Consider the following 11,378-nt stretch of genomic DNA (forward strand, 5'->3'; position numbering starts at 1 on the left):
GCTCAACGGCGTTTCTCCGGAATTTGTGGTGTGTCGAGACGGATCTGGTTGTTGCAAGTCACTCTAATTACGGACAGAACCAGAAACGGTTTCACAAAAGACAGGAAGATCGGAGCGGATGGACACGGTTGAACGCATCGGCAGTCAGGACGGCTCAGGCCTTGCGGAACTGCGACGTGTCAGCCGAAAGGCGCATGAAGCCGTGGATGAAGCTTTTTCGCGTTTCAATCTTGCAGATCGAGAATCCTACGGTGCGTTTCTGACAGCTCATGCAGGCGCGCTTCTGACGGCCGAGACCTATCTCGCGAAGCATCCGAGTGTGCTGCCATCATGGCGTTCACGCTCGGAACTGCTGAAGGAGGATCTGCGGCAGATGGGGCTTGAAGTTCCTGTGGCGCGTCAGGACATCTTTCCCGAGCATGACGGTATGGCGCTGGGCGTGCTGTATGTTCTGGAGGGATCACGCCTTGGCGGCCGGGTGCTTTCGGCGCGTGTGGCTGAGGGTTTGCCCCGGGCGTATCTGTCGGCGTTCCATCAGAAAGGGGAATGGCCGGAGTTTCTGGCACATCTGGAGCACTCTCTGAACGAGAGCGATGTGGCACAGCGTAAGGCTGTTACGGCAGGAGCAGTCCTGACGTTTGACCTGTTCCGCAATAGCGCCGGTTCTCAGGCCTGAGGCAGTCGGGCCGGCCGCACATTCCTTGGGACAACACCCGGAAAAGCATCGGATAGGCGCTCGGCCTCCTCGAACGGCAGCATAGCAACCGCGCATCCCAGGGCGCTGGCATCTGCTGCGGGAAGTCTTTCAATTCCGCGCAGTAATCCCGCGAGGTTATGGCCTTCCGCCGTCAGAACCATGAAAGATGTCATGCGGCTGTAGAGACTCATCGTCGCGTCGATTTCCGTCAGGCGATGGTCGGGAATGGCGATATGGATATCATTGCCGCTGACGGGGGACTGGACGGTGTTTTCAGCAATTTTGATGCGGAGCGGGATCATGGGCAGGAGCGTCGGCGAGCCTGCAAGCGGGAGATATCGGCCGGGCAGTGGATTTTCCACGAACAGGCATGCGTTCCAGATATCGGTGTCCGATACTTCCAAAGCCATGAAGAGCGGATTATAGCGCCCGAAATCCGTGTCCGTCGCTCCAACAGGAACGAGAGAGCCGGTTTGCATATCCAGCATCAGACGCGGCGTTTCCCCGAGCGTGCAGAAACGAAATTGCGGTTGTGAGCTGGAGGACGGAGACACGGAAAGCTGAGCGGGTGTCAGGCCAAGTTTTTGTAGAGCGGACTTATCCGCATGAGTCATGACGGTCTTGAGGCGCCAATAAAGATCGGTCAACGACGCCTGGGTCAGGAATGAGGCGATCCGGCGGCTTTCGGGAAGCCAGCGGTTTGCGCCGCCATATTCAGCATCATTGCGATTGAAATTTTTCCAGGCCTGTTCGGGCGTCGCGCTAGAATCGCGTTTGAAAAAACTTTCCCGGTCGCTTGCTGCAAAGTGAAGAATCCGCGCTTCGTCCCAGACGGCATTTCTATCCAACGCCGAAAAGGGGTCAGGTAGGCCGGTTGCGAGAGAGCGTGGCTGAACAAGATGCCGCACAATGCGGTGATCCGGCAGGCCGAGAAGGCCATGGCGGGTGAAGGTCTCGACCGGGGAGAAGGCCGAGGGCGTCAGGCGTCCGGAAGAGCCGAACAGGCACCAGTTTACGGGAATTGTCGTTCCAGTCGCAGCAGCCGTGAATTCAGCGACGGATCGGGCGGTCTCGAAATGCAGGTATTCGTCCGCCGCCAGAATCATCATCCAGTCGAATTCGTCGCGGCCCTGTGCGAGCGCGTTTTCGTGGAACCGGGTCTGACGTTCCAATCGTGTGGGGAGCGTCGTATCGGCGGACTGGACCCGGATGTCGTAAAGCGTGGCGGCGTTTGAGAGGACCGTACTGGTTCCGTCCGTAGAATGATCGTCACAGACAATCAGGGTCGAGAAACCGATTGTCGCGTGATGGGCCAGCCACCATCCGATCGTATCAACTTCGTTGTGAACGAACAGGATGGCGGCGCTTTTCGACATAAGGCAGACCTCAGTCCATTTTCAGGGCGGCGAGGAAGGCGCTCTGGGGGATTTCGACTTTACCGAACTGCCGCATGCGCTTTTTGCCTTCCTTCTGTTTGTCCAGAAGTTTGCGCTTACGGGAAATATCGCCGCCATAACATTTGGCCGTCACGTCCTTGGACAGCGCGCCGATCGTTTCACGGGCGATGACCTTGGAGCCGATGGCGGCCTGAATGGCAATCTTGAAGAGCTGTTTGGGGATCAGATCCTTGAGCTTGCCGCAGATCGAGCGTCCACGCTGCTCGGCGACGGTGCGGTGCGAGATGAAGGAAAGGGCATCGACCGGTTCGTGGTTCACGAGAATGGAGATGCGGACCAGATCGCTCTCTTCGTAGCCGTCCATCTGATAGTCGAAGGAGGCGTAGCCACGGCTGATGGATTTCAGGCGGTCGTAGAAATCGAACACCACTTCATTCAGCGGCAGACGATAGACGGCCATGGCGCGGTTGCCGACATAAGTCAGATCCACCTGCACGCCACGTCGCTCAGAACAGAGCGTCAGGACCGGGCCGAGATATTCGTCCTGCACCATGATGGTCGCCTTGATCCAAGGCTCATCAATGGTTTCGATCTTGCTCAGCTCCGGCATGTCCGCCGGATTGTGCAGATCCTCGACCGTGCCATCCGTCATGTGCATCTTGTAGACCACGGACGGGGCGGTTGCGATCAGGTCCAGATTGAATTCGCGGGACAGGCGTTCCTGAATGATTTCCAGATGCAGCAGGCCGAGGAAGCCGCAGCGGAAGCCGAAACCCAGTGCCGCCGAGGTCTCAGCCTCAAAGTGGAACGAGGCATCGTTCAGACGCAACTTCGCAAGACTGTCGCGCAGCTTTTCGAAATCGTCGGCGTCGATTGGGAACAGACCGCACCACACGACGGGAATGGATGGCTTGAAGCCCGGAAGGGCCTTCTCGGCAGGGCGGCGGTCAAGGGTGACGGTATCGCCGACATTGCAGTCCGCGACGGTCTTGATGGCGGCGTTGATGTAGCCCATCTCGCCCGGGCCGAGGCTCTCGACCGACTGCATCTTGGGCAGGAACACGCCAACCTGATCGACGTGATAGGTTGCACCGGTCTGCATCATGCGGATGCGGTCGCCACGCTTGAGGCGGCCGTCCTTGATGCGGACGAGAATGATGACGCCCAGATAGGCATCGTACCAGCTGTCGACCAGCAGGGCCTGAAGAGGTGCTTCGGCATCGCCCGTGGGGGCGGGGAGGCGCTGGACGAGGGCTTCGAGCACGCCTTCGATATTGATGCCGGTCTTGGCGCTGATTTCGACGGCGTCATCGGCGGGAATGCCGACGACTTCCTCGATCTGGGCGCGGACGCGCTCTGGTTCAGCAGCAGGAAGGTCGATCTTGTTCAGGACCGGGACGATTTCATGATTGGCGTCGAGGGCCTGATAGACGTTCGCCAGCGTCTGGGCTTCCACGCCCTGAGAGGCATCGACGACCAGAAGCGAGCCTTCACAGGCAGCGAGCGAGCGGCTGACTTCGTAGGCGAAGTCGACATGGCCCGGCGTGTCCATGAGGTTCAGAGTGTAAGTCTTGCCGTCCTTGGCTGGATAGGTCAGGCGCACGGTCTGCGCCTTGATGGTGATCCCGCGCTCCTGCTCGAGTTCCATCGAATCGAGAACCTGATTTTTCATCTCGCGCGCGGTCAGGGCGCCACAGGCCTGAATCAGGCGATCGGCCAGCGTCGATTTGCCGTGATCGATGTGGGCGATGATCGAGAAATTGCGGATAAGGGAGAGCGGGGTATCGGTCATGGCTGCTACATAAGGGATTATCGCAGAAATGTCAGTAGATCTGCGCAAAAGCCTGCCTTTGTGAAAAGGCAGGCGGGAGTGGGATCAGCGGTCCGTGAGACGGAACTCGATCCTGCGGTTTCTGGCATAGGCCGCCGGTGTGCTGGCAGCGTCCAGAGGCTGGTAGTCGGCGAAGCCCGTCGCGGCCAGATGACGTGGGTCCACGCCCTCGGCAATCAGCAGTTTGACCACCGTGATGGCGCGCTCCGACGACAGTTCCCAATTGCTGGGAAATGCGCTGTGGATCGGCTGGCGGTCGGCATGTCCGTCCACGCGCAGAATCCACGGAAGATCCGTCGGGATCGTTGAGGCGACCTGTTTGAAGGTGTGGGCAAGGGTTGTGATTTCCTTGCGGCCTTCTGGCGTTAGATCGGCGCTACCCTGCGGGAACAGGATTTCCGACTGGAAGACAAAACGGTCTCCCACGACATTCACGCCTTTCTGGTCTTTCAGCAGGTCCCGCAGGCGACCGAAGAACTCGGACCGGTAGCGTTTGAGCTGATTGACCTTGTCGGCCAGCGCCAGATTGAGCTTGTTGCCCAGATCCGCGATCTGCGCGTCCTTGCCCTGCTCGTTCTTCTTTTCAATGTCGAGGGCGTTGCTGATCGCCTGAAGCTGGCGGGTCAGTTCTTCAACCTGCGCCTGAAGATCCGAAATCTTGCTGTTCTGTTGTTTGCTTGTGTCGTCTGCCGAAGCCAGGGCTTGATCTTTTGACTGAAGCTGCCCTGTCAGGGCAGCGATCTGGGTCGAAAGAGTCTGGAGCTGGGCCTGATTGTGCTGTTTTTCGTCAGACAGCGTGGCGACGGTGGAAGACAGGCTTTTATTTTTGTCTTCCGTCATCGACAGCATGTGCGACAGTTCGGCCAGCTGCTTTTGCAAGGCGTCGAGCGTGTGTTCGCGTCGTGACAGCGAGACCGACAGGAACTGCTGCCCCACGACGAAGACGAGCAGAACGAAAGTGACGACCATTAGCAGGGTGGACAGGGCGTCCACATAGCCGGGCCAGGCATCAAGGGCGTTGTGAGATCCGCGTCTGCGCCGGGCCATGGATCAGTCCTGCCTGCCGGGAGAGGGCGTTGTGTTGCCAGAAGCCGCCGCAATCGTGCGGGCCAGAACGCGGAGATCGTTGCGAAGCTCTCCGATCGTCTGGGCGCGGCCTTCATAAAGCTCTTGAATGAGACGGCTGAGATGCGTCTCTATCCGCAGAAGCGCCGTTCCCTGAGAGCCGGGACCATCATCGCCCATATGGCGCAGCAGGGCCGTTTGGGTTTCGGCGGTGCGGGTCATGAGGGTCTGGTTGGCGGCGAGTAGATCTGTCATGCCGCGCAGACGTTCCTGAAGGCTGTCGAGCATGTGCAGCTCGCGGACGCGGTTTTCCTCGCTGCGGGAGACGGCGTTCTGGAGCGTTTCCAGATTTTCGGCGGTCTGTTCGAGCAGCGCCTGAACATAGGCCGGAACAGGCGCGCCGTCGCTCTCGATGGCTGTGCTGCCCGTGACGCGTGTGACGCCAGCCAGCCATTCTTCCAGTTCATTGAAGAAGCGGGTCTGGGCCTGCCCGGCTGTGAGATCCAGAAAGCCGAGAACCAGTGCGCCAGCGAGGCCGAACATCGAGCCTGAGAACGCCGTGGACATGCCGGCGAGCGGTCCGGCAAGGCCTGTCTTGAGCTGGTTGAACATGACGTCCATGTCGCCGCCACCGGCGGACATGCCGCCGATGACACCTGCAATCGAACTTACCGTCAGCAGAAGGCCGTAGAACGTGCCCAGCAGACCCAGAAAAATCAGAAGTTGAGTCATATAGCGGGAGATTTCCCGGCTTTCGTCCAGACGCGAGGACAGGCTGTCGAGCATGGCCTGTGTGGTCTGGGTTGAAAGTGTCAGGCGGTCCGTGCGGTTGCGGGCTGCCAGCATGCTGGCCATGGGCGCGAGCAGGCGGGGAGCCTTGGGTGCGGCCAGACCGGCGCGTGGCTGGCGCAGGAGTTCAACCCAGTGCACTTCCGGCATGAGGCGCTGGACGACATGCAGGTTCCACAGGATGCCCAGCAGGAGCACGCCAAGGATAATGGCATCGAGCTTCGGGTTCGCGCTGAAGGCCTGAAGCAGGGTTGTGCCCATTGTCGCGGCCAGAAGGCCGACCGCGACAAGGAAAACGGCCATTCGGAGCAGATAGGTCGTAGGACGTGTCACGGCGTGTCTTTCCTGATGTTATTTCGGCAGGCCGTTTGCGGAAGGTGAGGGGGCGACGGGATTTGTCTCGATAACAACATCCAGCCGGTCGGCAGGCGCGCTGTCTCCGGCGTCCGGACGTCCGAGCGCGCGGGGATAGAGACGGGTCGTGGCCACACCTGCGTGAATGAAGATCGATCGGACGGCAAGCGCGCGGGCCAGCGCGATGCGACGCGGCATGGACACGTCATCGCCCGGTAGTGTGGCATGGGCGATCAGCACGACCCGCTCTTCCGGGTGGTGCGAGAGTTCGGTTCCATAGGCCTGAAGCGCTTTAAGGCTGTCGGCGTTCAACGCCTCGCTTCCAGATGGAAACAGAACGCGCAATCCACCGTCAGGTAGCGATTCCGTGTGGCTTGCGGCATCGGTGACAGCGGTCACGTCCGCCGGAGGAACGGGCGGATGGAGCTGAACCGGAACGAATGGCGGAGGCAGCACAACCGGAGGCGGTGGAGCGGGAGGAACGCCCGGAACCGTCTCATGCGCCGGAGCAGATTTGACCGGAGTGGCTGCCGGGGCAGGCGTGGATGTCGCGGCAGGTTTCTGCGAGACCGGCTTCGTGTTGCTGTGTGCGGCGGAGGTGTGGGCCGTATGTGGCGCAGCAGCCGTTTTTTTTGCGGTGGGAGCGGACTTGCCCTGAGGCAGATCATCCAGATTGCTGGTGACCTGTGCCTGTGCGGCGGGCAGCGAAAGGCAGGCCAGAAAGGCCGCCAGAGAAAGGGAGGAGAGGATCGGCCTGTTCATGTCAGGCCGATCCTAGACGAGGCCTCACGACTCCCGCAATGGGGCGTGAGGACAGTTTCGTCAGCGCCGGGAGATCAACCCCGGTTCAGGGCCTCATGCACGAGCGCGCGCAGGGTGCCGTGAAGGTTGGTGTTTCCGGCAACGACATTCACGTCGTCCGGCAGATCGTGGAGTTCGTTACCGTCCGGATCGGTCGCATAACCACCTGCCTCACGAACGAGAAGCAGACCGGCTGCGCAGTCCCACGGCTTGATCCCGAATTCCCAGTAGCCTTCGTAGCGGCCTGCTGCCACCCATGCGAGATCGAGGGCTGCGGCACCGAAGCGGCGAATCCCTGCGACCTGCGGCATCAGTGCGCCCAGAACGCGGGCGAACGGCAGACGGCTGCTGCTTGGGACCTTCGCAAAGGGAATGCCCGTTGCGAAAACGGCTTCCAGCATGTTGCGGCGACCGGAGACGCGGAGGCGACGCTCGTTAAGGAACGCGCCCACGCCCTTTTCGGCCCAGAACATTTCGTTGGCCGCCGGGTTGTAGACAACCGCCGCGACCAGTTCGACCGATCCGTCCTGAAGTCTGCGCTGAAGACCGATGGAAATGGCCCAGTGCGGAATGCCGTGCAGGAAGTTCGTCGTGCCGTCCAGCGGATCGACGATCCAGCGCCAGGTCCAGTTATCCCCGCCCGAAGCGCCGCTTTCTTCCATCAGGAAGGCGTAGCCCGGCCGCGCACGGCTCAGTTCTTCGCGGAGGATGGTTTCGGCGCGCAGGTCGGCCTGGGAGACGAAATCTCCCGGGCCTTTGATGCTGACCTGAAGCTGTTCGACCTCTGCAAAGTCACGGAGCAGACGGCGCGAGGCCTTCTGCGCGGCGCCCTGCATGACGGCCATGTGCGGGGAGAGACGCATGATGGATCAGTCCTTCGCGCGTTCGACGTAGGATGCGTCTTCCGTGCGGACAACAATGCGCTCACCGGCTTCGATGAACGGCGGAACCAGCGTCTTGACGCCATTCGACAGCACGGCGGGCTTGTAGGACGAGCTGGCCGTCTGGCCCTTGACCACCGGATCGGCTTCCGTGATTTCCAGCGTCACATGCGGCGGCAGTTCCACGCCCACCGGGTCGCCTTCGACCAGCTTGACGTTCAGCGGCATGTTGTCCTGAAGGAATGCGAACTGGTCGCCGAAGATGTCCTTGGCGAGGATCAGCTGCTCGAACGTCTCCGGGTCCATCAGGACGACATTGTCACCATCCATGTAGGAATAGGTGTAGTCCTTGTCTTCCGTCATCAGACGCTCGACGGAGTCAGCCGTTCTCCAGCGTTCGTTGGTCTTGTTGCCCGTCTTGAGGTCGCGCATTTCGACCTGAATGAAGGCGCCACCCTTGCCCGGGGTGATGATCTGCTGCTTGAGAACCGTCCAGCGGCGACCGTCGTGCTCGATGACCTGGCCGGCCCGGATAAGGTTGGCTTGCTGTTTCATGCTTGTGTCCTGATGACCCTGAAGGAGGGATTTTCTGTCACGTCTGTGGGCTTCTAGCGCCGCACGGGGCCTCTAAGCAAGGCGCAAGGGATATGTGGGCTGCGGGGACTTCAGGAAAGTGTGAAGGAAAGGGGGCTTGGGGCCGCGCGCTGGGCAGGTCATGTCAGACTGTGTGTGCGTCCTGAGGGTCAGGGCGAAACGCAAGGAGAAGACGCATGTACGATATGAAGAACCTCTCGCGCATTTCCCATCTCGAAGCCAATGCCTCCAAGGGGATGGAGGCTTTCTGGCAGTTCGATCGTGCGGCTTTCGAGGAGGGGGCCGTCAGCGCCCTGACCAAGCAGCTTGCCGCCGTGGCGGTCGCCCTGACGACCCAGTGCCCCTATTGTATTGAACTTCATGTGAAGGCGGCTCGCGAAGCAGGTGCGACGGACGCCCAGCTTTCCGAAATCGCCCTCGTGGCCGCTGCCATCCGCGCGGGCGGCGCGATCACGCATGCCACGCATATGTTCGAAGCGAAGTAAGGTTTTCTTTCGCTTCAAGTGAAGTCGCAAATCTCTCCGTCGGGTGTTGAAACCGTCCCCGGAGAGTCGGGCTTGAGATATTCCGGGCCGATCGGGACTTTCCCCCGGCCGCCCGGAATGTCCAGAACATAGGTTGGCCAGGCGAGGCCCGTTACGCGCCCGCGGAGCTGCCGCAGCAAAGCCTGTCCTTCTTCGACCGGAACATGGAAATGTCCGGTTCCGGCGGCAGCATCCAGATGATGCAGATAATAGGGTTTGACCCGCGCCTTCAGGAACGCCCGCAGAAGGGCTTCCAGACTTTCCACCGTATCGTTGACCCCGCGCAGCAGAACGGACTGCGACAGAACCGGAATGGCACGCGACAGCACGGCGCGGATGGCTTTCGTGGCCTTCGGCGTCAGTTCTCTGGCGTGGTTGGCATGGACCACGAGCCACATGGCGCAGTCCGTTTCCATGGCATCCAGAAGCTCTTCCGTCATGCGGGCGGGATCGGCGACTGGCACGCGGGAATGGATGCGGATGGTCTCGATATGGGGCATGTCGGACAGGGACTGCACGATATGCTTTAGTCGGCGGGGCGCCAGCATGAGCGGATCGCCCCCCGTGAGAATGATCTCACGGATATCGGGATGTTGCCGCACCCAGTCCAACGCGGTTTCGAGTTCCGCATCATTCAAAAGGCCGCCGCCGGGCCCGACATGTTCTCGGCGGAAGCAGAAGCGGCAATAGAGCGGGCAGACCAGCAGCGGCTTGAGCAGGGCACGATCGGCATAGCGATGCACGATTCCGGGAACGGGCGAGAGCGCATCATCGCCGATCGGGTCCGTATCTTCGTGCGGCAGCGTGACGAGTTCGCGCGCATCGGGGATGACCTGTCTGGCGATAGGATCGTCCGGATGGGTGATCAGGTCCTGAAAGGCAGGTGGAATGGCCATCGTGAAGCGTTCGCCCACCGCTTCGAGCGCTGAACGGTCAGCCTCGTTCGCCAGCCCCGCGTCGATCAGGTCCGAGGGTGTGCGGAGGGTGGCGCGTTTTGGGGAACGCTGTTGGGCTGTCTTGACCATATCGTGCATGTGATGCCTCTAGCGGTGCGGGGCCCCGTTTTGCAACAGGAGCGATAGACGCCATGACCGTATTGTCCGCTGGATTGGCTGCTGATTCGGCCCGGATCGCCGAGCGTCTGCCGCTGCTTGAACGGCGTTCGCAGATGGTGAAATCCGTTCGGAGTTTCTTTGAAGAACGGGGCTATCTGGAAGTCGAGACGCCGTGTGCCGTTCCTGTTCCGGGAGAAGAAGTCCATTTGCGGTGTTTCAGAACCGAGCTTGAACGCCCCGACGGCTCCCGCGAAGCGCGTTTTCTGCATACGAGTCCGGAATTCGCGATGAAGCGGATTGTGGCTGCGACAGGACGGGCCGTGTTCCAGTTGGCGCGCGTCTGGCGCAATGGTGAGGCGAGCAACACGCATGCGCCTGAGTTCACCATGCTGGAATGGTATCGTCCGGGTGCGGATCTGTCGTCCCTGATGGATGAAACGGAAGATTTTCTCCGGGCTCTTCTGCCGCCTGTGGTGCATCGGGGGATGGATGTCATTGATCTGTCACTCCCCTTCGAACGTCTGACGATGCAGGCTGCGTTTGCGCGCTATGTAGGGGCGGATCTGCTGGGAACGGCCGGAAATGCCGAGGCCCTTGCCGAGCAGGCGCGTGTTGGTCTGCGCAACGGGGAGACGTGGGAGGATCTGTTTTTCCGGCTTCTGCTGGAGCGCGTCGAACCCGTGATCGGGCGCGAACGCCCGACGTTCCTGACGCACTGGCCTGCCGAACAGGCCGCTCTCGCACGACGCGACCCGGCGGACGGGCGCGCGGCTCTGCGGTTTGAACTGTATGTGGGGGGGCTGGAACTGGCGAATGCATTCGAGGAACTGACGGACCCGGTGGAGCAGCGGGAGCGTTTTGTAACGGACCGCAAGCGCCGTATCGGTCTGTCACCGGATCAGGACTGGCCGGTGGACGAAGCCTTTTTGGCAGCGTTGCCGGATCTGCCTGCCTGTTCGGGGATTGCGCTCGGGTTTGACCGGCTGGTCATGCTGGCGACAGGGGCGCCGCGGATCAGTGACATTTTGTGGTTGGCCTGATCTTTTCGGAACTTGCAGGAGTTTTAATCCTTCTTTTGCGTCAGAAGGGCTAGAACGTGTCGAAAGAGGAACATGACCGCTCTACAGCGGCACAGTCGGGGAAGAATATGATGAAAAAAGTTGGCGTGCTGTCCGTTCTGGTGCTGCTGGGCCTTTCTGCCTGTGAGGTCCCGACCCTTCAGCAGCGCAAGGTTCTGGATTCCATGGTCGGCAAGTCCGAGGTGGATGTCCTGCGCCAGTTTGGTGTGCCGACCCGCAACTACGATGCGCAGGGCCATACCTTCCTCGCCTATATCGACAACCAGACGCAGTATTCTCCCGGTGGTGGCTGGGGCTGGGATGGCTGGGGC

At 60.8% G+C, this 11,378-nt stretch carries 11 protein-coding genes and 1 pseudogene; 4 read left to right on the forward strand and 8 right to left on the reverse strand.

Translation table 11 applies throughout. From position 1 onward, the window contains the following. Positions 1-118: 118 nt before the first annotated feature. On the forward strand, positions 119-676 hold the full coding sequence (locus JK213_RS09415; RefSeq protein ID WP_194262384.1) for a biliverdin-producing heme oxygenase: 558 nt from the start codon (positions 119-121) through the stop codon (positions 674-676). Here the strand turns inward: JK213_RS09415 and JK213_RS09420 are convergent. The 7 genes from JK213_RS09420 to efp form a co-directional block, all read right to left on the reverse strand. Next, positions 667-2,073, reverse strand: coding sequence for a glycosyltransferase family 2 protein (locus JK213_RS09420; protein ID WP_211571368.1), 1,407 nt, complete (start codon positions 2,071-2,073; stop codon positions 667-669). The genes JK213_RS09415 and JK213_RS09420 overlap by 10 nt on opposite strands. 10 nt (positions 2,074-2,083) lie before the next feature. Next, the gene (gene lepA / locus JK213_RS09425; protein ID WP_194262386.1) at positions 2,084-3,886 is read right to left on the reverse strand and encodes a translation elongation factor 4; all 1,803 of its coding nucleotides are present in this window, start codon (positions 3,884-3,886) and stop codon (positions 2,084-2,086) included. 84 nt (positions 3,887-3,970) lie between these two features. Continuing rightward, the gene (locus JK213_RS09430) at positions 3,971-4,972 is read right to left on the reverse strand and encodes a peptidoglycan -binding protein (RefSeq protein ID WP_194262387.1); all 1,002 of its coding nucleotides are present in this window, start codon (positions 4,970-4,972) and stop codon (positions 3,971-3,973) included. Positions 4,973-4,975: 3 nt separating this feature from the next. Then, positions 4,976-6,112: a flagellar motor protein MotA gene (locus tag JK213_RS09435; RefSeq protein ID WP_194262388.1), complete on the reverse strand. Its 1,137-nt coding sequence runs from the start codon at positions 6,110-6,112 to the stop codon at positions 4,976-4,978. Positions 6,113-6,130: 18 nt separating this feature from the next. Beyond that, complete coding sequence (locus tag JK213_RS09440) at positions 6,131-6,895, reverse strand: hypothetical protein (RefSeq protein ID WP_194262389.1); 765 nt, start codon at positions 6,893-6,895, stop codon at positions 6,131-6,133. Positions 6,896-6,969: 74 nt separating this feature from the next. Beyond that, on the reverse strand, positions 6,970-7,797 hold the full coding sequence (locus JK213_RS09445; RefSeq protein ID WP_099286816.1) for an inositol monophosphatase family protein: 828 nt from the start codon (positions 7,795-7,797) through the stop codon (positions 6,970-6,972). A gap of 6 nt (positions 7,798-7,803) precedes the next feature. Then, positions 7,804-8,370: an elongation factor P gene (efp, locus tag JK213_RS09450; RefSeq protein WP_062032946.1), complete on the reverse strand. Its 567-nt coding sequence runs from the start codon at positions 8,368-8,370 to the stop codon at positions 7,804-7,806. 215 nt (positions 8,371-8,585) lie between these two features. Between efp and JK213_RS09455 the strand changes: the two genes are divergently transcribed. Next, positions 8,586-8,894 carry a carboxymuconolactone decarboxylase family protein gene (locus tag JK213_RS09455; RefSeq protein ID WP_099286815.1) on the forward strand — a complete coding sequence of 103 codons (309 nt, stop codon included), beginning with the start codon at positions 8,586-8,588 and terminating at the stop codon, positions 8,892-8,894. Between the two features lie 14 nt (positions 8,895-8,908). On the opposite strand, the gene JK213_RS09460 is transcribed toward JK213_RS09455, so the two are convergent. Then, positions 8,909-9,967, reverse strand: coding sequence for a lysine-2,3-aminomutase-like protein (locus JK213_RS09460; RefSeq protein WP_194262390.1), 1,059 nt, complete (start codon positions 9,965-9,967; stop codon positions 8,909-8,911). A gap of 53 nt (positions 9,968-10,020) precedes the next feature. Between JK213_RS09460 and epmA the strand changes: the two genes are divergently transcribed. After that, the gene (epmA, locus tag JK213_RS09465) at positions 10,021-11,028 is read left to right on the forward strand and encodes an EF-P lysine aminoacylase EpmA (RefSeq protein ID WP_194262391.1); all 1,008 of its coding nucleotides are present in this window, start codon (positions 10,021-10,023) and stop codon (positions 11,026-11,028) included. Between the two features lie 110 nt (positions 11,029-11,138). Continuing rightward, a pseudogene (locus JK213_RS09470) lies at positions 11,139-11,378 on the forward strand (hypothetical protein); the annotation flags it as partial.

It is taken from the genome of Gluconobacter sp. Dm-44, assembly GCF_018256175.1.
Taxonomy (GTDB): Bacteria; Pseudomonadota; Alphaproteobacteria; order Acetobacterales; family Acetobacteraceae; genus Gluconobacter; species Gluconobacter cadivus.